This window comes from Pseudoalteromonas sp. SR43-5, from assembly GCF_014163835.1.
Taxonomy (GTDB): domain Bacteria; phylum Pseudomonadota; class Gammaproteobacteria; order Enterobacterales; family Alteromonadaceae; genus Pseudoalteromonas; species Pseudoalteromonas distincta.
In genome coordinates this window covers 48,408-73,510 of sequence record NZ_JACJEA010000021.1, presented here as the reverse complement: position 1 = coordinate 73,510, position 25,103 = coordinate 48,408, and the positions used below count along the sequence as shown (strand labels likewise).

The window sequence follows — 25,103 nt, the reverse complement described above, 5'->3', positions numbered from 1 at the left end:
TACAAAATTAAATTAGCGTGTTTAGTTACCCCAAGGGTTACTAGAATTAGAGCGTTGTTTGCGATCACGAGCACGTTGCTTTGATGCTTTTTTTTCCATAATACGTTTTGCATCACTAAAACTTAACTCACATGGCTCACCAGGTTTATGATCAGCTGGGATCACGCGATCACGTGGCGGTAATTCGTATTGCACATCATCAGGTCTAGGTAAGTTTTTTAGGCGATAAAGGTAAAAGTTATCTACTTTTTCTTGTGCCCATTGTGTTTTACGTAAAAATTTAACCGCTGACTTTATATCAGGATTGTTTTTAAAGCAGTTAAGTTGTAAATAAGCGTGTAGGAGCTCCCACCCGTATTGTTCAACCAGCTCTTCAACCACTTGTTCTAATTTAACGCCTTGCAGTGGATTATTACTGAAAAGTTCTTGGTTGCTCATAGGTGTTGCCTCGTTATTAAAATACAAATTGCATTATAAATTTAATAACGAGGCTTTAACAGAGTAAATAGCTTAACTTTGACAATTAACTACAACACGACCGCGAATTTTGCCTTGCATAAGTAGCTCTGCGTTATCAATTACGTGTTCTAGTGATATTTCTGTCGAAATTTTATCTAGGTAATCAGCGCTAACTAATTTTGCTAAACGATCCCACGCTTCAATTCTGTCGGCTTTAGGGCGCATTACGCTATCAATGCCTATTAGTGACACACCACGTAATATAAATGAGGCAACTGAGGCAGGTAAATCCATGCCTTGGGCAAGTCCGCAGGCGGTTACTACACCCCCATACTTTAGTGATGCACAAATATTGGCAAGTGTATGGCTACCTACTGAATCTATTGCCGCTGCAAAACGCTCTTTTTGTAAAGGCTTACCCGGATTTGAAAGCTCGTTTCTGTCAATTACTTGTTTAGCACCTAACTCTTTTAAATATTCACTTTGATCTAATCGACCCGTAGCTGCTGTTACGTTGTAGCCAAGCTGGTTTAATAAATAAATAGCAAAGCTGCCTACGCCACCATTGGCACCTGTTACCAGTATTTCGCCAGATTCAGGCGTAATGCCTTGTTTTTCCAGAGCTATAACACTTAGCATAGCGGTATAACCGGCTGTACCTATTTGCATCGCTTGTTTTGGAGAAATACCTGCAGGCAAGGGGATTAGCCAATCGCTATTAAGTGCCGCTTTTTGAGCAAGCCCGCCCCAATGTTTTTCGCCTACACCAAAGCCATTTAATATTACGTTATCGCCATTTTTAAATTCATCGCTGGTGGAATTTGTAACCGTACCCACTAAATCAATACCTGGCACCATAGGAAAACTGCGTACAACGGGGCCTTTACCAGTAATTGCTAAACCATCTTTATAGTTAAGTGTGCTGTATAGCACGTCGATAGAGACGTTTTCGTTTGGTAAATCACTATTTTCGATAGTCGATAATGAGGCGCTGTGGTTATTATCTTCTTTATTAATAACAATGGCTTTAATTGGGTTACTCATGGGATATCCTTTTAGACCGATCGTCTTTTAATTGGTAAATAAAAACGCATTAGGTTAGTAATGCGCGTAAAAACATTTCTGTATACAAAGTAAGTGGAGTATTTGATTTTGTGAGCTTGGCGCGCATAACCGCACCTTCCCAGCCAATCCAAAAGTACTCACTCATCAATTTTGTATTTACATGGCTTGCAATAGTGCCTTGTTGCTTAGCTTGGTTTAAGCAAACCTCTACATGGTTTTGCCAAGCGGTGTAGCTTTGCATTAATCTGGTTTTAAACTCATCACTTAAATGATTAAGCTCTTGATTTAAGTTACCTACTAAACAGCCACGTTTGTAATCGTATTTTTTCATTCCTTTAATTGCGCTTTGGGTAAAATTAACGATTCGCTCAAGTGGGGGAACATCTTCTTGCTGTAGGTAATGGGTAAGCTTTGCAATAAAGTAACTGTCGTATGCATCAACTAGGGCAATGCCGTAGGCCTCTTTACTTTTAAAGTAATGATAAAAGGAGCCTTTAGGTACAGCCGCTTTTTTTAAAATAGTATCGAGCCCCGTGGCGCTAAAGCCAAATTCAGTTAAGGTTTCTAGGCCCGTACGAATAAGTAACGCTTTGGTATCGGCGTTTTCTCTGGCTATTTTAGGTGGGCGACCACGGCGTATTGGTGTTGATGTATTTTTGTTCATGCACATATATTAGACCGATCGACTTTAAATAATCAAGCATAAATTTAAATTGTTTAAAAATACTTCAAGTTAGGGGCGGGCTACTAATTTAAGATTAATGAAATAAAAGTGTCACGATTACATTTTTGTTTGGAACTTAGTCAATATTAGTCGGTCACAAATAAAGCACATAAGTGCTTTTTAGCGATTATTGAGTCGCATTTTATTTAGCATAAAACCGGTCAAATTAAATGTTGTATGACCACTTACTTTTTTAAATGTTAATTCATTTTTGCATCAGCAGCTTAGTTAAAGTCAAACAATTTAATTGCTTTTACGATTTGAATTTTACATTTTTATTAACTATTCATTAAATGTAGATTTCACTAATGCTACACAATATACAAATAAAAAGGTGAGGATATTACCGATGAAGAGACAGAAAAGAGATCGTTTAGAAAGAGCTCATTCTCAAGGTTTTAAAGCAGGTTTAGCAGGTCGCTCAAAAGAGCTATGCCCTTATCAACAAGTAGATCCCAAATCAGAGTGGTTAGGAGGTTGGCGTGAAGCGATTGAAAACCGCAACATGTACAAAACCTAAAATCAATAATCGAATTTAAGCAAAAAGGCCTCCACGTTGGAGGCCTTTTTGTACGCATTTAAAAATTAAAACGCGCTAGTGTCTTGGAACAAGCCCACTTTTAAATCTTTTGCTTCGTAAATTACTCGGCCATCTACTTCTACAGTGCCATCTGCAACGCCCATAAACAATTTACGTTTAATTACGCGTTTCATTACAAGGCGGTAAGTTACTTTTTTATTAGTTGGTAAAATTTGGCCAGTAAATTTAACTTCACCCACACCTAGCGCACGGCCAAGACCAGGGCCACCAGACCAACCTAAGTAAAAACCAACTAGTTGCCACATAGCATCTAAGCCTAAACAACCTGGCATTACTGGGTCGCCTTTAAAATGACAATCGAAAAACCAAAGGCTAGGGTCAATATCAAGCTCAGCAACAATTTCGCCTTTCCCATGAATACCGCCATCAGCAGTAATAGAGGTAATGCGATCCATCATTAACATGTTGTCACTTGGTAAACGGCAGTTACCTTCACCAAACATTTCACCTTGACCACACAGGATCAACTCTTCTTTTGTATAGCTATTTTTAGGTTCCATAACACTTATCTTCGCTTAGAAATTGCCAAGTACTTTAGCGTACACTTGTACGCTAAACAACTCGGAGCAGTTAAAAAATCAAAATATTGCATATTAAATCATCAATCAATCAACGCGATTGGTTTTTGCACTATAAAACCGCGCAATTACAATCAGAAATCATTATAATTAACGCTGTCTTATAACCAGTCTAAAGGAAGTTTATGATCCTTTTTGTTAACTCACTAACTGTGATTGATTTTTCTTACTTATGTAACAAACGCGGCGCCGTTGGCGAGAGCTGGATTGTTGATTTAACTTTGCACGGTAAACTTAACGAAGAGTCTATGGTTTTAGACTTTGGTTTAGTTAAAAAGCAAATTAAAGGCATTATAGATGAGTGTATTGATCACCGTTTAGCAATTCCTACAGGGCTTAATGGTACTGTATCTGAATTTGACGAGCATAAAACACTCGACTGTACATTTGGTGAAAATAATCACTTAGCTATGAGCGCTCCTCATCAAGCTTATTGCATGATTAACGCAGATGAAGTAACTGTTGAATCGGTTACCAAATTTTTAATTGCGACTATTTTACCGAAGCTACCAGATAACATCGAAAAAATTGAGCTGTCTCTTAAGCCTGAACACAGCCAAAGTTTTTACTATCATTACAGCCATGGCCTTAAAAAGCATGACGGTAATTGCCAGCGTATTATTCATGGGCATCGTTCTCAAATTGGTATTAGCCTAGATGGTATTTCTATGCCGCGCTTGCAAAAAGAATGGTCTCAAAAGTGGGAAGATATTTACTTAGCCACCAGTGAAGATCAAATTAACGCAGCTGATTTGAAACACATAACAGCCAAAGCGGGTGATGTATGTTTTGCTTATATATCGGCACAAGGCTATTTTGAAATGGCTATAAGCGAGTCTCGTTGCGACATTTTGCCAGTAGATACCACTGTAGAATGTATTGCTGAACATGTAGCTGGCCAAATTAAAGCCCAATACCCAGAAAAAGCAGTGAAAGTAACGGCTTATGAAGGTGTTGGAAAAGGATCGATTAGTTATGTTTAAAACACTTTTAGCAACAGCGCTTGTTGCCTCTGCTAGCTTTAGTGCTATGGCGCTTGAGTTAAAAGGACATTTAACACAAGGCGGTTTAGTTACTGGAAAGCTAGAAAACGCTAAATCAGTAAGCTTAGATGGCAAAAGCTTAAAACTTTCACCAAAGGGTGACTTTGTATTTGGTTTTGGTCGTGACGCTGAAACTACTCATACTTTAAAATGGGTAGATAACAATGGTAAATCGCATTCACAGCCAATAGCTATCACAAAGCGCGAATATAAAATTGATAAAATTACCGGCGTAGCTAAAAAATATGTATCTCCACCAAAAGAAGTTAGTGCGCGTATAAGCCGCGAAGCAGTTGCTGTGCGAAAAGCCAGAGAAGTAGACTCTGATTTATTGTACTTTTTAGACCCGGTTTTAAAGCCTGCAGAAGGGCGCATATCGGGTGTTTATGGTAGTCAGCGCTATTTTAATGGCGAGCCTCGTCGTCCGCACTTTGGCTTAGATATCGCGAATAAAACGGGCTCTCCTGTTTACGCGCCTATTAGTGGTACCGTGGTATTTGCTGAACCTGATTTATACTACTCTGGCGGAACATTAATTATTGATCATGGCCATGGTATTACCTCAACTTACATTCACTTAAGTAAGCTTGATGTTAAAGTGGATGATAAAATTGAGCAAGGTAACAAAGTGGCTGAAATTGGTGCAACTGGACGTGTAACGGGTCCTCACCTAGATTGGCGTTTTAACTGGAAAGGCGAACGCCTTGATCCTGCATTACTAATGCAAGATACATTAGCAAACAAAAAGTAGAGATTATGACTGACGTAAATCGCGATGCAATAATTGCTCAGCGTATTGAAGACTCAACCACATCGGTAACTAAAACCGTGTTTCCAGGGCGTACTAATCATCACAATACTTTATTTGGTGGTGATGCACTGGCGTGGATGGATGAAGTGGCATTTATAGCCGCGACTCGTTTTTGCCGTAAGCCTTTGGTAACTATATCTTCTGATAGAGTCGACTTTAAAGAAGCCATACCTGCAGGTACTTTTGCAGAGTTAATAGCTAAAGTAGTGCATGTAGGTAACACCAGCTTAAAAGTTGACGTAGATATATTATTAGAAACTATGCACAAAGACGATAAGCATTCAGCCATTAGTGGCAGCTTTACCTTTGTTGCAGTTGATGATAACCACAGACCGACTCCGGTAGTATGCGATAAAATGATTTATGGTTTTGATTAACTTAAAGCTTTGAATATGCGCTAAAGTAAATTTATATAAGCACCTTAATTGGTGCTTATATAACCCCATTAAAAGAACACATCATACTAAATATTCATAAAGTATAACCTCAACAACAGAGTGAGTATTAACTAAAAAAGTAATCAAACTGAAGGGAATTGATAGGGGTGAGAGTTGTTGGATTTGGATACTAAAAAGGTATGCTTTTAACATACCTTTTTGGTTATATTTAGCTTTTAATTACATTTATTAATACTTACATAAATACTTTTTAAAGTACCATTGCTGCAATCCAGCCAAATATCAGCAGCGGTATGTTAAAGTGAATAAACGTTGGAATAACAGAGTCTCTAATGTGGTCGTGCTGGCCATCGGCATTTAAACCCGATGTTGGGCCAAGCGTTGAGTCTGAAGCAGGAGAGCCTGCATCACCTAAAGCGCCCGCAGTACCAACAAGCGCAGCGGTAGCCATAACAGAAAAGCCAAGGTCTAAACATAAAGGGACAAACAAAGTTGCAATAATAGGCACTGTTGAAAACGAACTGCCAATTCCCATTGTAATTAATAACCCGACTAACAAAATAACACCGGCGGCCAAAGGTTTATTACCATCAAAAAGGGCGGCTGCGCTGTGTACTAAGCTTGCTACATCGCCAGTGGCTTGCATAACCGATGCAAAACCTTGTGCCGATATCATAATAAAGCCAATCATGGCCATCATCGCAACGCCTTTACTAAATACGTCGCCGTTTTCTTCCCACTTAACTACACCAAAAACACTAAATATCATTACACCTACTAAGCCACCTAAAATCATTGAGCCACTTAGGTTTTGTGCAACAAGTGAGGCAAGTACTGCAAAAAGCCCCACAATCATTACTTTTTTAGGGTTTTCTACCTCAGCAGATTTACTCACAGTTGTTAATGGGAGCTCGGTGTATTCGCGGCGTTTTTTGTAAGTAATAAATACCGCAATAAGCAATCCAATAAACATACCTAATGCAGGAATTATCATCGCCACAGGGACTTGGGTATTTACAATGTCTAGGCCGTTATCAACTAGGTTTTTGTGCAAAATCGAATATAAGTAAATACCCCCAAAACCATAAGGAAGCACCATGTAAGACGTTGCTAATCCAAATGTTAAAATACACGCTATAGCACGCCTGTCTAATCTTAACTGATTAAAAACAACAAGTAACGGCGGGATCAAAATAGGAATAAACGCTATGTGTACAGGGACTAAGTTTTGCGAAGAAATTGCACAACCTAAAATAATTAATAAAATGAAGTAACTTAAAAATGTTTCATTACCGCTGCCTTTTGCATTTACTTTAGCAAGTAGCTTATCAGCGAGAATGCGTGTTAAACCCGACTTAGAAATAGCAACGGCAAACGCGCCGAGCATAGCATAACTTAGTGCAATTTCAGCTCCAGCTGAAAGGCCAGAATTAAACGCATCAACACTTTCTTTTATGCCCAAGCCTGCAGTAAGACCTGCAACTAACGCGCTTATGATCATGGCAACAATGACGTTAACGCGAGCAAGAGATAGCCCGAGCATTAAAATAACGCCTATAACAACAGCATTCATAGTATTCTCTATTTGGAAATTTTAATTAATTTTATCAGATCTTTAGCCTGAGTTTTACGCTCTTTCGTAAAAGGTTTTTTACCATAGCGTACTTGGTTAAATAACTGCCTAAAAGTGTTTATAGATTGTGCAGAACGAGGAAGTTGATCAGCAAAAAAGTCTAACTGCTGACTCGGTGTTAAATTATCGGGTGTATTTATTTTTTGTTTTTTAGCCCATGCTTTTACTTCATAAAACTCTTTAACCATAGGCGCTAATTTAGACGGGCGTTTTGGCAAGTTTAAATAAATAAAATAACCTATAAAACAAAAACCAGCTGTTAGTAAAACCATTAATGGTACAAGCCAAATGTTTTTACTACCAAAAATCGATTTTAAAAAATCATTTTGTTTTTCTTCGTCAAAACCAAGTACCCAGCTAGACCATTGATAATCGAGGTTTTCAAGTTCCAACCTTAACCAATTAATAGCGGGGAAATTACTTAAACTCACTAAACCAAAATCAAGGTTACTTTTAAATTCGTCATTCAGCTCTTCGTTCTGCGAAAGTGAGCCATTTAAACGCTCCGGAGCTACAACAGCGGTTGCATCAAAAATAACCCAACCTTCGTTTTGTAGATATACTTCTACCCATGCATGTGCGTCGTATTGGCGAACAGTGAGCGTATTATTATCTTGATTTAATTCGCCACCTAAATAGCCACTTACTAGTCGAGCGGGTATACCTGCGGTTCTAAAAATGTACGCAGCGGCACTGGCATAGTGGCCACAAAAGCCACGTTGATTATCAAATAAAAATTGATCTATGGTGTTATCGCCGCTCATAGGAGTGGGTGTTAATGTGTAAGTAAATCCCGTACCTGCAAAGTACTGTAATAAGCGATTATAAAAATCGCGGTCAGAGTGTGTATTTTGCTTTAAGTTTTTAGCAAGTGATGATGTTTTTACATTCTTTTTATTGGAGAGGTATTTGTAGCGTTTTTCTTCAAATTCGCCAAGCGGTAAAGTTGTGAAGTTAAAGCTATTTACATCGTATTGTAAGTTTTTAGCTTGGCGACTTTTTTTACGCAATAAACCTAGCGAATTACCTTCAACATTTGGTGAGTTACTACTGGAATACGCTAAACCATAGAGCCATTTTTGTGTAGCAGGCTCTGTAATAACTGAGTAGCTTGCAATAAGTTGCTCATCATTTTCGCTCTGCGTATTTGTTTTTACATTATTATATTTTAAAAAGTCAGACGTAAGCCACGCATTACCATTAAATTCATCATGAACTATTGCTCGCCAATAATAAGGCGCTACAGGTTTTTCTTCGTTAAATTTAGCTCTAAATACAAGCTCGTCAGAATTTGAAAGCTTTGCAATATCGAATGGATCGACCTGTTCAGAAAGCCCTGTTTTAGCAAGCTTAGGCCCAGGAAGCTGCCAAAAGGCGGGCATTTTTGGTAAAAAAAGCAGTAAAAATATAGCTAAAGGAAGCGCTAAAAGTAGCAATTTACCACTTTGCTTAGAGGCTATTTTTAAATTATGTTTGGACTCGAGTAGGCCAAGTACTGCAAAGTTTAATATGTATAAACTACTAACAGTTAAAGTCGTTAAAATGCTTTGGTTAAATAAATACACAGATGAGAGTGAAAAAAACGTAAGCGTTGTAATTACATGATAGTGTTTTTTGGTTTTAGCCTGTAGCAGCTTAAATAAACTAGCAAGTAGCAGCATGGCCACAAATAAAATAACCGTATCCGACATGCCTACTGTGTAGAGCATTAAACCTAGTGACACACCTGCGAGTATATTTGCCAGCCAAGCATTTGGCTTTGGTTTATTACTTAGCGTTATGTAAAAGTTCCATGCACAAATAAGTGAAAGTACACCAACAAAAACAAGCGGTAAATGTGATACAAAAAATACAATCAAACATGCATATATAAAAGACAGCGAATAATTTATTACTTTTTCGTTTTTAAGTATGTCCATTACACATCACCATTAAATGAGCATAAGAATTCTAAGCATTGCTGCTTATGTTGCTGTCCGGTATTTGTATTTATTGTTTTATTCGGTAGCTTTAACATAAAAGGGGTGTTTTTCTCGGTTGCTTCACACACTAAAAAGCATAACTGGCTTAACCGTTGTTCTGTATCTCCATTCATTAACGTAAAATCGAAGAGCGCATTCGCTGTTTTAAAGTCTACAAACTCTTTAACTAACAACTGCTGTGTTTTTGCGTAATGCTTCCACGACACTCTTTGCAAGCCCATCTCAGGTAAATGTGGGATAAGAGACTCAAACTCTTCGCTACCAAATTGTGTAGAAATACCTTTATCGGCTTGCTCATCAAGCATAGAAACATGCGCATCACAGTGAACCTGTTCAAGTGACGGGTACACAAATACTTCTTCTTGTAATTGAATGTAGCTCCAAACAGTTATCAAACCAAAGGGATAGTTACTCGCTATTTTAATACGTTGCACTGAGTACTTACCGCGTGAGCTGTAGGGTAAGTTGAGTGTAAGTACCTGAGGTTTACTATCAACTTGGCCGGTATGTTTGTGAGTTTGCTCACTACCTTGATATGTTAAATTAATAGATTGGGTAACAGAAGGGCTTTGTAATTCAAATACAATACTCGGTTTTTGAGGAGCGTAGCTGTTAAATGCATCTTTAAATTTAACTGTTAAGCCTTTAGCGTTACTGTAGCCCATTAATACAGCAATAATCATTACCACAAACATAAGATAAGACATTATTAAAATTAAATTATTTTGATAATTAATGCCCATCACAAAGTTTAAAATAGCTACAACTATAAAATACCAACCAAGGGATGATGGCAATACATAAATTGTTCTGTGTTCAAGTGTAATTGAGTTTTTTAAATGTTTATTTTTTAATAACTTATTAAATACACTTTGCTTAAATGACTTAAATAAAGAAGGGCGCTTAGCTGTTTTTTTTGGCATAAAAGTTTATACCGGAACTAATACGTTTTTTAAAATATCGTTTACTTGTGCTTCACCTGACTCATTATGCAAACCTAATCGATGCTGACACACACTTACAAATACGGCTTGAACATCTTCTGGCATTACAAAATCACGACCATCAATAAAGGCCCACGACCTAGCTGCTTTAGCCAAAGCCATACTAGCACGAGGTGATAACGATGATGCAAAAGCGTTGCTTGTGCGTGTGTAATTAACAAGCTCTATAATGTAGTCAATAACCGGGCTACTTAAAGAAATTTGGCTTATCTGAGTTTGAATTGCCGCTAACTCTTGTTGGTTAATACGCTTAGGTAATTGGCTGTAATCTCGTTTTTGCATATTCAAAATTAAGCGTTTTTCGGCTTCTTTAGGAGGAAAACCTAAGCTAATGCGCATTAAAAATCGGTCTAATTGCGACTCAGGTAACGGGTAGGTACCTGATTGATAAAGCGGGTTTTGTGTTGCTATCACAAAAAATGGATTTGGCAGCGTATATTTTTTTCCATCAACTGTCACTTGTTGCTCTTCCATTGCTTCAAGCAACGCACTTTGTGTTTTGGGCCCTGCGCGGTTTATTTCATCAGCTAAAACAACTTGGCTAAAAATAGGGCCTTTATGAAATGTAAAACTGTGCTCAGTAGAATTAAACACGTTAGTACCCAAAATATCAGCAGGCAGAAGATCACTGGTAAATTGTATACGCTGATACGATAAACCTAAAACAGCTGACAATGCATGAGAAAGAGTGGTTTTTCCCATGCCAGGCAAATCTTCAATGAGTAAATGCCCTTCGCTAAATAAGCATGTAAGTGCCAGTTTTATTTGTTGTTGTTTACCAAATATAACACTCGAAAGATCTTCTATAATCGCAGTAACAGTACTATGCATGCTAACCTTATTATTATTCTATTATTTCAAGACGCTTCATTACAGTGTCTACTTTTTTTGTATTAAAAGGTTTTGCAATAAAACCTTTAGCGCCCATTTCCCACGTGTTTTGTACGTTTTCGAGACTATTGTGGCCCGAACACATAACAACATGAGTGTGCGGGTAAGCACTATTAATGTATTCCAATATCTCTGCACCGTTAGAGTCAGGTAAATCTACATCTACAAATATAACGCCTGGCGGTTTATTGTTCATAATAGGTTTAGCAGAGCTAAAATCGGCGCTTTCTAATATATCTTCAAACCCTAAGTCAGTTAAAATTTGGTTTAGATAATCACGAATTTCCTTAACGTCATCAATAATGAGGATGGGCTCTAGCGGGCGAACAAATTCCATATGTAGGTTACTTCTATTTTGAATACATCTAAGTGCTTTAATACTAAGCTAACCCCATCATAAGCTCAAGAACGTTACTTAAAAAACACCAATAAATAAACTGTTTATAGGTTGCCCAACAGCCTATTTTTAAAGGATTACCTGCTTTTATGTCTTCTACTAACTTATATTTTTATTAATAGTATTGAACAATAATGACGTATTCATAAGAAATTCCTTAATCCAATACATCATTCCATCAAAATTTGATGTAACAAATTTGCTACTTAACTTATTGATTCAAAAATATTTACATATGAATTCGATTTTTTGTAAACGTTTTGTAATAAAAAATCGTTGACCTTCTAAATTCATTCTGTGATTATGCTCAGCAGATGGGCTTATGCTCACAAATGCAGTTTCATTAACCACTTAATGTTTTGCTCAGTCAGCCTCATCTATACACACTGAATTAATACCAATTTCATTAAATGAAAATGCAATTTAATAAAGTTGGCATCACACACCACACTAAATAAAGAGCTTATTATGTTGAATAATAAAAAGACTAAATTTGCAATTTCTCTCATAGCGGCAGCTATGGCTACATCGGCTCCAGCACAGGCTGATATTTCTGAATATTTAGATCGCGTTGACGTAGACTTTTTACTAATGCAAAACTTTCAGTCAATTCAGGCTAAAGATGGTGCATTTCGTCCAGAAGATGAAGAACAAGAATCAGGATTTGGCCGTATTAGAGCAAATCTAATGCTTAAATTTCATATTAACGAGTTCATCACTGCCGATATAGATATTGCAGAAGAGCCTAATGACTTTGGTGGCGAAGATCGTGACTTCTCATTTCACAACGATTTTGCAGGTGTTGAATTTGACTTACTAGGTCTTTATGGCACACCAAAAGAAAACGCAAATTTAACACTACGTTTTGGTAACATTGGTGGGTCGCCTTTTCAATTTAAAGGCTTTCAAGACGGCGCAGATAACCAAGGTAATGCATTAATTGGTAATGGTATTACCGATTACGCAACCGCAGAAAACGGTGCACAGCTAAGTTACAGCGAAACTTTCGATAGTGGTGTAGTACGTGCGTATAATGTTACAGGTCACATTACGACTTCAAGTTTCGGTGAAGCATTTCAAGAAGACAGAGGTTATAACTACCGACTTCAAGGTACTTTAGAATTTGAAGGTGGCTTTAAAGCAGGTTTAAACTTATTAAAAGCCAATCAAGGCGACCAGTTACGTTTTGAAAATGGCGTAGCAAGTCTTGATGGTGTAACCACAACAAACTATCGCTTTGGCGATGGTGAAAACTATAATTTCTCAGCGTCACCTTCAAACGAGCGTGACACTCACGTTGGCGCAATGCCAGGGCTTGAGCAATCAATCATCCAGCTTAACTTAGCTTATCAACCATCTGACGAAACTAGCTTAATTTTTATGGTTGGTAAATCGTCTGATGATTACACATTTGCAGATGCCGCTGGTAATGCAGTTGCCGGTATTACCTACTTTGGTACAAACGGCATAGCTGATGAAAATGGCACTACTTTTGATTCAAACAGTGTAATAGAAGGCGACTCATCGGTTGAGTACTTCGTGTTTGAAGCACAACAATATCTAATCCCTAAAAAGCTATATGTAGCGGCTCGTTATGCAGAAGCCGATAACACTTCCGACTTAATTGAACAAACAGACAACACAGTAGAGCGTATTCAAGTAGCCGCAGGTTACTGGTTTAACGATAAAACGCTTTTAAAAGTTGAGTATGTTAACCAAGAAGAAGGTGTTAATTCGGGCGGCCAAATCGGTAAAGGATTTGACGGCTTCACTTCTGAAATATCTGTTAAATTTTAAATCATTATCCAACTAGTCTAACTATTTAAACAAAGGACCTAAAAAGGCACTTTGCGGGCAGTTTTATGCGTTAAAACTGCCATAAATAGAATTGGTAATAGATTGAAATTTAATAGCACTTGTTAAAACATAACGTGTATGGGGAATACCCGATGAAAAATAAATTAATTATGCTCGCGTGTGGCTTTATAAGCATGGGCGCTGCGGCAAAAGAAACAATCACAATAGCGACTGTTAACAATGGTGACATGATCACCATGAAAGAATTAAGCAGTGACTTTACCAGCCAAAACCCGGATATAGATCTAAAATGGGTTACTCTAGAGGAAAACATTCTTCGCCAACGTGTCACAACCGATGTTGCAACAAAGGGCGGCCAATACGATGTTATGACCATAGGTACTTATGAAGTACCTATTTGGGGCAAGCAAAATTGGCTAAAAGAGCTGGATAATTTAGGTGAAAACTACGATTTAGACGATTTAATTCCGGCAATTCGAAGCGGTTTAACGATTAACGACAAGCTTTATGCTGCGCCATTTTATGGCGAAAGCTCAATGGTTATGTACCGCACTGACTTAATGGAAAAAGCAGGGCTGACAATGCCTAAAGCCCCAACATGGAACTTTATACGCAAAGCTGCTAAAGCGATGACAGATAAAAAAGAAGGTGTTTATGGCCTTTGTCTACGTGGTAAAGCAGGTTGGGGCGAAAACGTTGCGCTTATTACATCCATGGCAAATTCGTTTGGTGCGCGTTGGTTTGATGAAAATTGGAAACCTCAGTTTAATACCCCAGAGTGGGAAAATACCCTTCAGTATTATGTCGATGTGATGAAAGAATCTGGTCCTGCTGGTTCATCTGCAAACGGTTTTAATGAAAACCTTGCACTTTTTCAAACCGGAAAATGTGGTATTTGGATTGATGCAACCGTTGCAGGCGCATTTGTTACTAACAAAAAAGATTCAGAAGTTGCCGATAAAGTAGGGTTTGCACTTGCGCCAGATAACGGTCTAGGTAAACGCGGTAACTGGTTATGGTCTTGGACTTTAGCCGTACCGGCAAGCAGCAAAAAACCAGATGCCGCAATGAAATTTATTAGCTGGGCAACATCTAAAGAATACACACAACTTGTAGCCGATAAAAAAGGTTGGGCAAAAGTACCGCCAGGTACACGTAAATCACTTTACAGTAATCAAAAGTACATGGACGCAGCACCGTTTGCGCAAATTACTTTAGATTCTATTCAATCTGCAGATCCTAAAAATCCGACAGTTAAACCAGTGCCTTATGTAGGTATTCAGTTTGTTGCTATTCCTGAGTTTCAAGGAATTGGTACAGCTGTTGGGCAACAATTTTCAGCAGCATTAACTGGCCAAATGACCGTTAAGCAAGCGCTTAGTACGTCTCAGCACCTCGTTGAGCGAACAATGCGTAAAGCTCGCTATCCTAAATAGCATGTAATGGGCGGGTAAGTACTCAAACTTACCCAATATTTTATGTCAATTCTATTTACTTGTTAGTTATAAACACTATCAAGGGTTTCTGATTTTCACTTGATAGTTAACAAGTAAATAGAATTGGCTTTTTTAAGGTCACCTTTATGGCAACAACTAACTCGCGCACGCTTGCTCGGTTTATGCTTCTTCCTAGTGTAATTTTATTACTTGCTTGGATGATAGTTCCGCTGTGTATGACACTGTATTTCTCATTTATTGATTACAACTTACTCGTTCCAGGGGATAAAGAGTTTGTAGGCTTTTTAAACTATGAATTTTTCCTAACTGATCCGGCTTTTTTTGAATCATTTTTTAACACGCTTTACCTAGTAACTGGGGTTTTACTTATCACTATTTGTGGTGGTATTGGCTTAGCTATTTTACTAGACCAAGCAATATGGGGACGAAATTACGTTCGCATTATGGTACTAGCCCCATTTTTTGTAATGCCAACTGTGTCGGCATTAGTATGGAAAAACATGCTAATGAACCCAGTTAATGGCTTATTTGCACATTTCGCGATTTGGCTTGGCTTTGAACCTATCGACTTTTTTGCTCAAATGCCGCTATTTTCAATCATCATAATTGTGTCTTGGCAGTGGTTACCATTTGCAGCATTAATACTGCTAACAGCAATACAATCATTAGACCGTGAACAATTAGAAGCGGCTGATTTAGACGGAGCTGGGCCATTTAGTAAGTTTTTTTACATCGTTTTGCCGCACTTATCGCGCGCTGTAACCGCTGTTATTTTAATCGAAACTATATTTTTACTGTCAATTTTTGCCGAAATATTAGTTACAACAAGTGGTGGTCCTGGTTATTCGTCTACCAATATAACGTACTTAATTTACACGCAATCACTACTTCAATTTGATGTAGGCGGTGGTTCGGCAGGGGGCATAGTTGCAGTTATTATTGCAAATATTGTCGCTATATTTTTAATGCGCTTAATTGGCAAAAACTTGGAGGGTTAATTATGACTATAAAAGATAGCCATCGTTCCAAACTAATTTATACCATTGCTGCATGGACAATAAGCGGCATGATTTTCTTTCCAATTTTATGGACGTTAATCACCAGCTTTAAAACGGAAGCTGAAGCAATTTCAGCAAGTCCAAGCTTATATGCGTTTGATTGGACGCTAGAAAATTACCGAGATGTACTGTCGCGTTCGCCATACTTTAACCATTTTTGGAACTCTGTAGTTATATCACTAGGTTCAAGTTTACTGGGGTTATTAATTGCTGTACCTGCAGCTTGGTCTATGGCTTTTGTACAAACTAAAAAAACTAAGCATTTATTAATGTGGATGCTTTCTACCAAAATGTTACCGCCAGTAGGGGTACTTATTCCGATTTATTTATTGTTTCGAGACTTTGCGCTACTCGATACAAAATTAGGTTTAGTAATTGTAATGACACTCATTAACTTACCAATAATGGTATGGATGCTTTACACCTACTTTAGAGAAATACCAAACGAAATACTTGAAGCTTCACGTATGGATGGCGCAACAATTGGTGAAGAAATATTCCATGTTTTATTACCAATAGCCTTACCGGGTATAGCCTCAACGCTATTGTTAAATATAATTTTGTCGTGGAACGAAGCTTTTTGGACACTTATTTTAACCGCTGCAAATGCTGCACCTTTAACGGCATTTATTGCCAGTTACTCAAGCCCTGAGGGGTTATTTTACGCTAAGTTATCGGCAGCATCTGCCATGGCCATTGTGCCAATTTTAATACTTGGTTGGTTTAGTCAAAAACAATTAGTGCGTGGATTAAGTTTCGGCGCAGTAAAATAGGAGAATACACATGGGCAGCATCACACTAAAACAAGTCACTAAAAACTTTGATGAAGTTAACGTAATTAAACCGCTCGACTTAGAAATTAAAGACGGTGAGTTTATCGTATTTGTTGGGCCATCAGGCTGTGGTAAATCTACATTACTTCGTATGATCGCAGGTCTTGAAGATACCACCAGTGGTAATATAGAAATTGACGGCATTGACGCTACAAAAACACCGCCTGCAAAAAGAGGCTTAGCAATGGTGTTTCAATCCTATGCGTTATATCCGCATATGACAGTGCGTAACAATATTGCTTTTCCTTTAAAAAGAGCCAAAGTTAGCCCTACAGAAATCGAAAGTAAAATTGCTAACGCCGCTAAAATTCTTAATTTGACCGATTATTTAGACCGAAAGCCTGGGCAATTATCGGGCGGTCAGCGCCAGCGTGTAGCGATAGGGCGCGCAATTGTTCGTCAGCCTTCGGCATTTTTATTTGACGAACCACTTTCAAATCTTGATGCGTCACTACGTGTAAATATGCGTTTAGAAATATCTGAATTACATAAAAGTTTAGCTACAACAATGATTTATGTTACGCACGATCAGGTTGAAGCTATGACAATGGCAGATAGAATCGCGGTATTTAATGCCGGTATTATTGAACAGGTAGGCACACCTTTAGAGCTTTATAAAAACCCAGTAAACAAATTTGTAGCTGGTTTTATTGGCTCTCCAAAAATGAATTTTATAGATGCTCCACAAAATGAAAATGCGAATGTTAGTTGTATTGGTATACGACCAGAGCATATAACACTCTCTACTGAGCAAGGAACGTGGGCTGGTACTGTCGGTGTAATTGAACATTTAGGGTCGGAGAGCTTTTTACATATAAATATTGAAGGCAAAGGGACCGTAACAGTAAAAGCAGATGGTGATTGTCCGTTAAAATATGGCGACAGTATTTACCTAAGCGCACCGGATGATAAAGTATTAAAGTTTGATAATAACGGTTTAACAATTCGCTAAAGCCAATCTTTAATCACCTTAAATAGCACCTTTATAAGGGTGCTATTAACTAAATTCTAATTACATAATCCTATGAAACCTAGGTATTTTTTATTAAGGAATGGTATATTTAAAACTATAAATAACAAAAACGTTATTGATAAATAGATAATCCAAAATTAATAAAATAATTTATATAGCAGCACATATAATTAAAATTATGTTATGAAAATAAGGACTTAGTTTTCCTTCTATTTTAAGAGGTTTACGTGGTAAAGCTATCAAATACAGAAATTAGAAAGCTAGATGATGCAGCCAGAGCAGGGTGGTTATATTATGTTGGCGGTAACACACAAGATGAAATTGCCAAAAAGCTAAATATATCTCGTCAATCTGCACAAAGAATGGTCGCATTATCTGTGAGCCAAGGATTAATTAAAGTTAGACTTGACCACCCGATTGCTAAATGTATGGATTTGGCCGAAAAATTAAAAAGCCGTTTTGGGTTAGATTCGTGTGAAGTTGTACCGAGCGATCCATCTGAACCTTCATCTACATTAGGTTTGGCTCAAGCTGGCGCGGCAGAAATAGAACGTCATTTAAAATCAGAACAACCCAAAGTACTTGCTATGGGAACCGGTCGAGTTTTACGTTCATGTGTAGATGAGCTAAGAACCGTTGATTGTCCGCAACATAAAATTGTAGCAATGCTAGGCAATATGGCTTTGGATGGATCGGCTTCACCTTATGATGTTGTAGTAAGAATGGCCGAACACACCAATGCAAAACATTATCCAATGCCATTGCCAGTTTTACCAAGAAGCATTGAAGAAAAAGAACAATTACACGCACAACAAAATATTACCGGTAATTTAAAACTCGCTAAAGATGCCGATGTAACATTTGTGGGTATTGGTAGCTTAGGTGAAAAGTCGCCATTACATATAGATGGTTTTATTGATGCGCAAGAACTTAAAGAGCTACAAGATCTTGGTGCTGTTGGTGAAATGATTAGTTGGGTGTTTGATAAAAACGGTAAGCTTTTAGATTGCACAGTTAATCAGCGTGTAGCAAGTACGCCATTAAAAACAAATGCTAACAAACAGATTTATGCGATAGCTGCTGGTGAAGAAAAAGTGTTAGCCATTTTGGGCGCGGTAAGGTCAAACATGATCAGTGGATTAATCACTAACGAATATACAGCTGAGCGTTTATTAAGTATTGATTAAACAAATTGAGAAATAAAGTATCTGTTTCAGTAATACCTGTTATTGTAATAAAATCACTTAATGTCCGATACCGTCTAGTATTGGACATAGTAAGGGCGCATTTAAGCGCTCTTTCTATATATACATTAACTACCTATAATTTATATTATGTTAAATAGCATAATAAATACATAACTAAGTTACTCACCTTCATTAATTAACGTATAAACGCGACATTTTGACTATTTAATAAGCATTAACCTACTTATCTTAATAAGTTAATGTTTTTCCCATTTACGCTATTAGCTTCTTGAACATATAAAAATACCGCTTGGTTATTAATATATCCAAGCGGTATGAACAATAACTTCCTAGTAGATATTTCATCCAGTAAAATTCAAGATGTTGAATTTAATGGCTTTTTAACTATCCTACTGATGTACTTGCTGAGACTTTAGAATTTTTTATCATTCATAAATTCACTAATAAGTTCAGATACTTTATCTGGATACTCATCAACAACCCAATGTGCGGCTTTATCTATCCAAACCAATGATGAATTTGGAATTGCTTCTTCTAACATTGGTGCATACTTTGGCTTTTGAAATTTGTCTTCTTCACCCCATAATATAAGTGTTTCATGAGGTAAGCTTTTAAGATCGCCTGCAATAGCTTGTGTATATTCTTTATTGAGTCTGCGCATGTTGCTAAATAAAGCGGCTTTTCCTTGCTCATTGCTCCATGGTTTCAAGTATATTTCCATTAACTCTTCAGTCATTACGCTAGAATCGTGTACACCTTTAGGCATGAAATCTCTTAATGTATCAACAAATTCAGCTACACTTGTCTTTTCTTCTACACCAGGTTCTAGCAAAGGTTCAAATTCTGGTATTGGCCAAGAATCAAAACATACACTATCTATTAAAACTAATCCGTTTACTTTATCAGGATGATTTACCGCCATTAATTGAGCAACACCACCACCAATATCATGTGCAGCAATATTAACTTTAGAAATACCGAGTTCTTCCATAAACTTACACATTATTCTACATTGCGCATTTATAGATACATCGGTGTTAATTGGCATATCTGATTCACCAAAGTTTAGTAAATCAGGCGCTATTACTCGATGTTCTGATGCGAGTTTGGGCATCACATTTCGCCATAGAAATTTGTTGGTTGGTATGCCATGTATTAATAATAAAGGTGTGCCTTGTCCCATTTCTTGATAAGCAATTTGATGACCTTCTACTGTAACGTACTGTGTTTTGCTCATAATTTTGCCTCGTTAACTTTAAAAATTATAATGTTTAATAAACTATAAAATTAGAATATAACCTTATAAAGCAAATTCCATCCCAAGATGAGTATTTTTTAGTTATTCAAAAATTATAATAATTTAAAGTCAAACCCAAACCCTTGTAATACTTGGGCTCTAGGCTAAGTAAGTTTATTTGTTTTTTATTATTATAGAGTTTGATAATTGTGATTGTTAAACCTTATGAAGTGTGAAGCGTTTGCTCTTAAATATGCAACAATTACAAAAGCGAAGTTGCTACTAATTTGAAGAAATTATTCTTATTAAATAGTTTTTAGTAAGTAATAAGTAATAAACAGCGAACCGCCCTACTATTGCTATTAATCACTTTAAGAAAGATCTAATATTTTCAATTAATACACCTTGCTTAACAGGCTTTAATAACAAACCATTAAACCCAAGCTTTATATATTTATTATTACTATTTTCGTTTTCACTAAATGTATGCGCAATAATTTTCGTTGCTGATGCATCAGCGTGCTTTCTTATTTTTAGCATTGCGTCTGTGCCCGTAAACTGTGGCATGACTATGTCCATTAAAATAATATCGTAAATATTTTGAGAAACCATTAATAGCGCCTCTATTGCACTGGATGCAAAATCTATTAATATGTTTTCTTCTTTAAGCATTTTTCTTATTACAATTTCTATTAGTAAGTCATCATCTACTAAAAGTAGTCGTTTAGTTTTATTTATAGGTTTTACTGTATTAAATCCGATAACTTCCATCGTATCTTCAATCGTTTTTTTCATTTTTTACCTCGAATATATTACGCTATATGTAACACCAACCGGCATTAATATTTTATCGTTACATAAAATCTACATTAAGGCGGTTGGTATAGCGGCCTATCTTTTTAAAATACGTGCTATTTGGTTTATTAATATGCCTTGTTTTACAGGTTTTAATAGCATGTCATCAAAGCCCTGGTTTACATATTTAGATTCTGGATCGGGTGTCGATGTATGTGCAATTATTTTAGTTTTAGAATTATCACTGTGTTTTTTAATTTTTAACATAGCATCAGTTCCTGATAATTCTGGCATTACTATGTCCATTAAAATAATGTCGTAACTGTTTTGAGATACCATTAACATTGCTTCTATAGCACTGCGCGCGTAATCTATTTTAATGCTCTCATTTTTTAGCATTGCCCTAATAACAATTTCAACCAGTGGATCGTCATCAACCAGTAATAGCGTGTTTTGTTCTTCATTAGTTAATGGATTAATATTTACTAAATCGGTAGTTATTAATGGACTGTTTAATACTTCTTGTTCATCATCTTTGTTTTGTTTACTCGCTAGGTTTACCAACATAGAAAGTGATATCGTCGTTTTATTTGCATTACTGCTAATAATTATCGCTTTCCCACCAAGCATTTTAAATATCGAGATAAAAAACTTTAACTCTAATGATAAGTCTTTATCATCTATAAAGCGTGTTATATTATCACCCGAAATGCTTTTAAGTTCAGTTATAAAATGGTTAGTGTTGATTAAATTACTTAATGAAAAGTCGAGGTTTAAGTAATTACGAGGACTTTCTTTTTTAATCTGAGCGTCAATTGAAAGCGTTGTATTATTTGATGAATCCAAAACCTCAGTCACTAACTGAATAACCAGTTGAGAAATTAACTTTTCATCGCTTGCTACCGTTAACTCTGATGTAATATTATTTTTCAAAACTATTTTATTATTTTCAGCCTCTTTCGTTAAAATTGACATGTTATTATTGATCAGTTTCTTTAGATTTACGTTTTTGGCTTGAAGCTTTAACTTACCTATCTCTGATTTATTTATATTTACGAGCTGTTGAATCACACTTTCAAGCTGGTCGCACACATCAGAAATATTCCCTACATTGTTTTTAAATTCGTTAAAGCTTATAGGATCTTTTGATATTTCAATTAATGACTTTAAAGATGATAAAGGCGTTTTTAATTGACGGCTAAGCCTTGAAACAAATTTTTCTTTTAATTGATTTGTCTGTTTAGATTTTTCGAGAACATCAGCGAGTAAACATTCTTTTTGATGTGCCTCTGTATCATCTCTAAAGTAGCAAACAAAACCATTAAATTCTGTATGTCTTTGTAATACAGTTATCCACTTCCCGTCTGTAAAACCTATATCTATTAATTGGTTACGATCATCATCAAGCTTATGATGCTCATGGTAATGATTTATAATATTATGCTGTTGCGCAATACTTATCAGCTGGCTATACGATAGCTGACTGTTTTGTTTATTCACCTGTGGAAATAAAAGATTAAATGCATTGTTAGTAATCACAGGAAATTCGTGGCTATTAAAAATAGCAAACCCATGTGGCAATGCATCAAGAGAACTTGAAAATAGCTCTTCCCTATTAAGTATTAACTGATTTTTTTGTTTTATTTCATTGTGTAAACGCCTAGGCAAACGTAAAAAATAGTACACGAATGCGAATACACAAAAGGCGATCAGTCCTAATCTAATTAGGCTATATTTAGTTATTTGTGGACGTACTATTTTATTCATTGGTTGCACATGTAAACGCCAAGTAGGTGGAAAACGACTGCTCAAAGCGCTAATACTATTTTTAATTATACTGGGGTTTACTTCTCCTTGTTTTCCTAAAGTAAACTGTGGTGTTGCTATAAAAACGTTATAATTTTCAGTGTTTAATTTGCCAATAACGGCTTTTAAAAACTTACTTAAATCAAATGCTGTAAGTGTATAAATAGAGCCTTGTTTAATTTTTATTTCAGAAATTAAGAAGGCCGTATCTGCAACAGTAAATACCTCTACTGCTTGTTTATTCGCTCTATTATTGAATTTTTCTAACCAGTTTTTAAATCCATACGCGGCTAAATCAAAATTATTTTTTGACCAAAGTGCAAGTTGGTTATACTCAGAATCAAACACAACATACCCTTTATAAGTTAAGCTTTGTGAAACCTGACTCTGTACTAAATCATTAAGCTGCTCTTTTGTATAGCTATTTTGGCTTTGTAAAAAGCCTGCGATAACTAAATCTTTTTGCGATATATATAATCCTTGATTATCAAATCGCTCTAGAGCATTAAATAACGTTTTACGTAATTGCTGAGTTTGTTCATTGTAATTACTTTGCAGCTCCTTTTTTTCTATAGTATAAAGCAGTAATACAGTGAATGAGCATAATACTAATGCAATTAAGAATGCAACGGGCGCTAAACTAAATACATGAATATACTTTTCCCCATAATTTTTTTTCACAGGATTAGTACTTTGATTACTTACTGAATCTGAATTTTTATTTAACTGTGTCTGCAATAATTGAGCAAATGAAATAAACTGATTTTTTTGTGAACCTATTAATGTTTTAGGTGCTAAATCAGCCATCAGCACTACGCCAATGAATTTATTAGTGACACTATAAATTGGATATTGTGCATAAAAACGAATTAATTTGTGCGTGTTGTTTGATACATCATCAAAAAAGGTATCTTCAAATAAATATAGTTTTTCTTGTGTGCAGCGTTGTTGATAGCTTAATAACTCATTTTCGACACTTTCTTTATCGTTGCAGGTTATTAACTGCTCTGAATAAACCTCTCTAAAATCGATAAATTTAACAATTGGAACATCATAAAACTGTTTTAGTAGCGTTAGCGTTTCTTTAATTTCTGTTGATATTTCATCAGTTGGTGTATCTGCTAAATTAGCATGTGAGGTAAATATATTTGAGGCGTTCATTGACGTTCTCCTTCCCCTTTTGGGGGAGTATGTATCCACGTTGTACTGTTTTGGCCGCTATGTACTGGCAGTAAAACTTTAAATGGTGGCGTTAAGCTACTAAGAGCAGGTTCGCCTGTGGTGATATTAATTACTTGTTCTGCATTAACTAAATTCAGTGATGTTTTACAGTATGTAACGCCTGGCTCAATCCCTATTAAGCTTAGTGTTTCGCTTATAATCAGGTTGTTGACTAAGTCGATTCCGACCAGCTCAAACGTTGTTTTTAAAACAGTAAAAACAAGCGTTTCTACAATGTTTTCATCATCTTCTAAGCGTGTACCTTCTGGACAGCATATTGTACCCAGCTCTATATCAACACTTGTTCCAATACCAACTAATGACAGCGCATTAAGGGCTGTATTTAAAAGTGGTTCTACCTGGGGTAAATATAAATCAAGTATGTCACCTTGCGATTCGTACCCTGCTTGGCATGTATCACACGATTGCGATAAACCTTGGTCACTTGTACCTAAAAGTGGATTTCCTAAAGCTGTTACCCCAACTAAACAACTGCTATCGGCCGGTTGTTTATCTATTTCAAAGCTTTCACAAGGTGAGCCTGTTACCACTTTTTGCGATACATAACGAGATAGAATTTGTTCACTATTAGCAGGGCATTGTTGTGGCGTACTTCTTAATAACTGACCAATAACGCTGTTACCTAACTGCCCTATTGCGTAATTTGGACCTTGCTGCAGCGCATTTATATAACTTACATTACCGGTATTATTTAACTTGCTGACACCTTGGCTGTCTGTTGCTTCGTCGCTTAAGCCCTTTAAACACGGGTTACCTTGGCAATTTGGAGCATCGTAATAAACAGCTTCTCGCGAGGTAAACCTATCATCTCTTATGCCTATTAATGCCCTGTACGTGTTGTTTGCTCCACGATCTGTATAAAAAATAAGTGGTGCTTGATGCTCATCAAAACTTACTGCAATACCGAGTGGTCTATTGTTAGCATCAACTACAGTAATTTGATTATCTACCTTAGTTTGATGGCGCTTAATAAGGGCATCCCTTACTAAAATCACCCCACCAATTGAGCCAATAATTAAAATAGTTATAATTAATATAAGCTCAATAGTAAGTATGTACCCTTGTTGATAATGCTTTTTCATATCAGGCT

23 protein-coding genes are annotated in these 25,103 nt (G+C 36.5%); 10 read left to right on the top strand and 13 right to left on the bottom strand.

Annotation, left to right across the window (positions count from 1 at the left end; translation table 11 throughout):
* Nucleotides 1–21 precede the first annotated feature (21 nt).
* From H5090_RS13630 to H5090_RS13620, 3 genes are all read right to left on the bottom strand, one after another.
* The gene (locus tag H5090_RS13630) at nt 22–438 is read right to left on the bottom strand and encodes a VF530 family DNA-binding protein (protein ID WP_002960902.1); all 417 of its coding nucleotides are present in this window, start codon (nt 436–438) and stop codon (nt 22–24) included.
* Between the two features lie 72 nt (nt 439–510).
* A complete protein-coding gene (locus H5090_RS13625; RefSeq protein WP_182695964.1) occupies nt 511–1,503 on the bottom strand; it encodes an MDR family oxidoreductase in 993 nt (330 codons plus the stop codon).
* Between the two features lie 49 nt (nt 1,504–1,552).
* Nucleotides 1,553–2,188: a TetR/AcrR family transcriptional regulator gene (locus tag H5090_RS13620; RefSeq protein WP_007582758.1), complete on the bottom strand. Its 636-nt coding sequence runs from the start codon at nt 2,186–2,188 to the stop codon at nt 1,553–1,555.
* 409 nt (nt 2,189–2,597) lie between these two features.
* Here H5090_RS13620 and rmf point away from each other — a divergent pair, with 409 nt between their 5' ends.
* A complete protein-coding gene (gene rmf / locus H5090_RS13615; RefSeq protein WP_002960897.1) occupies nt 2,598–2,768 on the top strand; it encodes a ribosome modulation factor in 171 nt (56 codons plus the stop codon).
* A gap of 65 nt (nt 2,769–2,833) precedes the next feature.
* Here the strand turns inward: rmf and fabA are convergent, their stop codons facing one another.
* Nucleotides 2,834–3,349 carry a bifunctional 3-hydroxydecanoyl-ACP dehydratase/trans-2-decenoyl-ACP isomerase gene (gene fabA / locus H5090_RS13610; RefSeq protein ID WP_002960896.1) on the bottom strand — a complete coding sequence of 172 codons (516 nt, stop codon included), beginning with the start codon at nt 3,347–3,349 and terminating at the stop codon, nt 2,834–2,836.
* Between the two features lie 203 nt (nt 3,350–3,552).
* Here fabA and H5090_RS13605 point away from each other — a divergent pair, with 203 nt between their 5' ends.
* The 3 genes from H5090_RS13605 to H5090_RS13595 are packed head-to-tail and all read left to right on the top strand — an operon-like array spanning nt 3,553 to nt 5,658.
* The gene (locus tag H5090_RS13605; RefSeq protein ID WP_182695963.1) at nt 3,553–4,410 is read left to right on the top strand and encodes a 6-carboxytetrahydropterin synthase; all 858 of its coding nucleotides are present in this window, start codon (nt 3,553–3,555) and stop codon (nt 4,408–4,410) included.
* Nucleotides 4,403–5,221 carry a M23 family metallopeptidase gene (locus H5090_RS13600; protein WP_182695962.1) on the top strand — a complete coding sequence of 273 codons (819 nt, stop codon included), beginning with the start codon at nt 4,403–4,405 and terminating at the stop codon, nt 5,219–5,221. The genes H5090_RS13605 and H5090_RS13600 overlap by 8 nt, the downstream gene beginning before the upstream one ends.
* A 5-nt stretch (nt 5,222–5,226) precedes the next feature.
* Nucleotides 5,227–5,658 (top strand): acyl-CoA thioesterase, encoded by a 432-nt coding sequence (locus tag H5090_RS13595; protein WP_002960891.1) that lies wholly within the window; start codon nt 5,227–5,229, stop codon nt 5,656–5,658.
* A 271-nt stretch (nt 5,659–5,929) separates the two neighbouring features.
* Here the strand turns inward: H5090_RS13595 and H5090_RS13590 are convergent, their stop codons facing one another.
* The 5 genes from H5090_RS13590 to H5090_RS13570 are packed head-to-tail and all read right to left on the bottom strand — an operon-like array spanning nt 5,930 to nt 11,526.
* Nucleotides 5,930–7,252: a Na+/H+ antiporter family protein gene (locus H5090_RS13590; RefSeq protein ID WP_182694104.1), complete on the bottom strand. Its 1,323-nt coding sequence runs from the start codon at nt 7,250–7,252 to the stop codon at nt 5,930–5,932.
* Nucleotides 7,253–7,260: 8 nt separating this feature from the next.
* The gene (locus tag H5090_RS13585; protein ID WP_182695961.1) at nt 7,261–9,231 is read right to left on the bottom strand and encodes a DUF3488 and transglutaminase-like domain-containing protein; all 1,971 of its coding nucleotides are present in this window, start codon (nt 9,229–9,231) and stop codon (nt 7,261–7,263) included.
* Nucleotides 9,231–10,217: a DUF58 domain-containing protein gene (locus H5090_RS13580; protein WP_182695960.1), complete on the bottom strand. Its 987-nt coding sequence runs from the start codon at nt 10,215–10,217 to the stop codon at nt 9,231–9,233. Before H5090_RS13580 ends, H5090_RS13585 begins: the two co-directional genes overlap by 1 nt.
* A gap of 6 nt (nt 10,218–10,223) precedes the next feature.
* A complete protein-coding gene (locus H5090_RS13575) occupies nt 10,224–11,129 on the bottom strand; it encodes a MoxR family ATPase (RefSeq protein WP_182695959.1) in 906 nt (301 codons plus the stop codon).
* A 13-nt stretch (nt 11,130–11,142) separates the two neighbouring features.
* Nucleotides 11,143–11,526, bottom strand: coding sequence for a response regulator (locus tag H5090_RS13570; RefSeq protein ID WP_182695958.1), 384 nt, complete (start codon nt 11,524–11,526; stop codon nt 11,143–11,145).
* Nucleotides 11,527–12,054: 528 nt separating this feature from the next.
* Between H5090_RS13570 and H5090_RS13565 the strand changes: the two genes are divergently transcribed.
* The 6 genes from H5090_RS13565 to H5090_RS13540 all read left to right on the top strand — a co-directional run bounded on the left by H5090_RS13565 (nt 12,055) and on the right by H5090_RS13540 (nt 18,912).
* Nucleotides 12,055–13,383 carry a hypothetical protein gene (locus H5090_RS13565; protein WP_182695957.1) on the top strand — a complete coding sequence of 443 codons (1,329 nt, stop codon included), beginning with the start codon at nt 12,055–12,057 and terminating at the stop codon, nt 13,381–13,383.
* 152 nt (nt 13,384–13,535) lie between these two features.
* Nucleotides 13,536–14,840 carry a sugar ABC transporter substrate-binding protein gene (locus H5090_RS13560; protein ID WP_182695956.1) on the top strand — a complete coding sequence of 435 codons (1,305 nt, stop codon included), beginning with the start codon at nt 13,536–13,538 and terminating at the stop codon, nt 14,838–14,840.
* 146 nt (nt 14,841–14,986) lie between these two features.
* A complete protein-coding gene (locus H5090_RS13555) occupies nt 14,987–15,859 on the top strand; it encodes a carbohydrate ABC transporter permease (RefSeq protein WP_002960879.1) in 873 nt (290 codons plus the stop codon).
* Between the two features lie 2 nt (nt 15,860–15,861).
* On the top strand, nt 15,862–16,692 hold the full coding sequence (locus tag H5090_RS13550) for a carbohydrate ABC transporter permease (protein WP_182695955.1): 831 nt from the start codon (nt 15,862–15,864) through the stop codon (nt 16,690–16,692).
* A 10-nt stretch (nt 16,693–16,702) separates the two neighbouring features.
* A complete protein-coding gene (locus H5090_RS13545; protein WP_182693430.1) occupies nt 16,703–17,704 on the top strand; it encodes an ABC transporter ATP-binding protein in 1,002 nt (333 codons plus the stop codon).
* A gap of 248 nt (nt 17,705–17,952) precedes the next feature.
* Entirely contained in the window at nt 17,953–18,912 is a 960-nt protein-coding gene (locus H5090_RS13540) for a sugar-binding transcriptional regulator (RefSeq protein ID WP_002960874.1), read from the top strand.
* A 433-nt stretch (nt 18,913–19,345) separates the two neighbouring features.
* Here the strand turns inward: H5090_RS13540 and H5090_RS13535 are convergent, their stop codons facing one another.
* From H5090_RS13535 to H5090_RS13520, 4 genes are all read right to left on the bottom strand, one after another.
* Nucleotides 19,346–20,170, bottom strand: a complete 825-nt coding sequence (locus tag H5090_RS13535) for an alpha/beta fold hydrolase (protein ID WP_182695954.1) — start codon at nt 20,168–20,170, stop codon at nt 19,346–19,348.
* A 366-nt stretch (nt 20,171–20,536) separates the two neighbouring features.
* Complete coding sequence (locus H5090_RS13530) at nt 20,537–20,965, bottom strand: response regulator (protein WP_182695953.1); 429 nt, start codon at nt 20,963–20,965, stop codon at nt 20,537–20,539.
* A gap of 96 nt (nt 20,966–21,061) precedes the next feature.
* Nucleotides 21,062–23,932 (bottom strand): response regulator, encoded by a 2,871-nt coding sequence (locus H5090_RS13525; RefSeq protein WP_182695952.1) that lies wholly within the window; start codon nt 23,930–23,932, stop codon nt 21,062–21,064.
* Nucleotides 23,929–25,095 (bottom strand): hypothetical protein, encoded by a 1,167-nt coding sequence (locus tag H5090_RS13520; protein ID WP_182695951.1) that lies wholly within the window; start codon nt 25,093–25,095, stop codon nt 23,929–23,931. Before H5090_RS13520 ends, H5090_RS13525 begins: the two co-directional genes overlap by 4 nt.
* Nucleotides 25,096–25,103 lie beyond the last annotated feature (8 nt).

Bases quoted from the DNA above. Each gene is read 5' to 3' on its own strand.
- H5090_RS13630 (WP_002960902.1), bottom strand. From the start codon at position 438: ATGAGCAACCAAGAACTTTTCAGTAATAATCCACTGCAAGGCGTTAAA.
- H5090_RS13625 (WP_182695964.1), bottom strand. From the start codon at position 1,503: ATGAGTAACCCAATTAAAGCCATTGTTATTAATAAAGAAGATAATAAC.
- H5090_RS13620 (WP_007582758.1), bottom strand. From the start codon at position 2,188: ATGAACAAAAATACATCAACACCAATACGCCGTGGTCGCCCACCTAAA.
- rmf (WP_002960897.1), top strand. From the start codon at position 2,598: ATGAAGAGACAGAAAAGAGATCGTTTAGAAAGAGCTCATTCTCAAGGT.
- fabA (WP_002960896.1), bottom strand. From the start codon at position 3,349: ATGGAACCTAAAAATAGCTATACAAAAGAAGAGTTGATCCTGTGTGGT.
- H5090_RS13605 (WP_182695963.1), top strand. From the start codon at position 3,553: ATGATCCTTTTTGTTAACTCACTAACTGTGATTGATTTTTCTTACTTA.
- H5090_RS13600 (WP_182695962.1), top strand. From the start codon at position 4,403: ATGTTTAAAACACTTTTAGCAACAGCGCTTGTTGCCTCTGCTAGCTTT.
- H5090_RS13595 (WP_002960891.1), top strand. From the start codon at position 5,227: ATGACTGACGTAAATCGCGATGCAATAATTGCTCAGCGTATTGAAGAC.
- H5090_RS13590 (WP_182694104.1), bottom strand. From the start codon at position 7,252: ATGAATGCTGTTGTTATAGGCGTTATTTTAATGCTCGGGCTATCTCTT.
- H5090_RS13585 (WP_182695961.1), bottom strand. From the start codon at position 9,231: ATGGACATACTTAAAAACGAAAAAGTAATAAATTATTCGCTGTCTTTT.
- H5090_RS13580 (WP_182695960.1), bottom strand. From the start codon at position 10,217: ATGCCAAAAAAAACAGCTAAGCGCCCTTCTTTATTTAAGTCATTTAAG.
- H5090_RS13575 (WP_182695959.1), bottom strand. From the start codon at position 11,129: ATGCATAGTACTGTTACTGCGATTATAGAAGATCTTTCGAGTGTTATA.
- H5090_RS13570 (WP_182695958.1), bottom strand. From the start codon at position 11,526: ATGGAATTTGTTCGCCCGCTAGAGCCCATCCTCATTATTGATGACGTT.
- H5090_RS13565 (WP_182695957.1), top strand. From the start codon at position 12,055: ATGTTGAATAATAAAAAGACTAAATTTGCAATTTCTCTCATAGCGGCA.
- H5090_RS13560 (WP_182695956.1), top strand. From the start codon at position 13,536: ATGAAAAATAAATTAATTATGCTCGCGTGTGGCTTTATAAGCATGGGC.
- H5090_RS13555 (WP_002960879.1), top strand. From the start codon at position 14,987: ATGGCAACAACTAACTCGCGCACGCTTGCTCGGTTTATGCTTCTTCCT.
- H5090_RS13550 (WP_182695955.1), top strand. From the start codon at position 15,862: ATGACTATAAAAGATAGCCATCGTTCCAAACTAATTTATACCATTGCT.
- H5090_RS13545 (WP_182693430.1), top strand. From the start codon at position 16,703: ATGGGCAGCATCACACTAAAACAAGTCACTAAAAACTTTGATGAAGTT.
- H5090_RS13535 (WP_182695954.1), bottom strand. From the start codon at position 20,170: ATGAGCAAAACACAGTACGTTACAGTAGAAGGTCATCAAATTGCTTAT.
- H5090_RS13530 (WP_182695953.1), bottom strand. From the start codon at position 20,965: ATGAAAAAAACGATTGAAGATACGATGGAAGTTATCGGATTTAATACA.
- H5090_RS13525 (WP_182695952.1), bottom strand. From the start codon at position 23,932: ATGAACGCCTCAAATATATTTACCTCACATGCTAATTTAGCAGATACA.
- H5090_RS13520 (WP_182695951.1), bottom strand. From the start codon at position 25,095: ATGAAAAAGCATTATCAACAAGGGTACATACTTACTATTGAGCTTATA.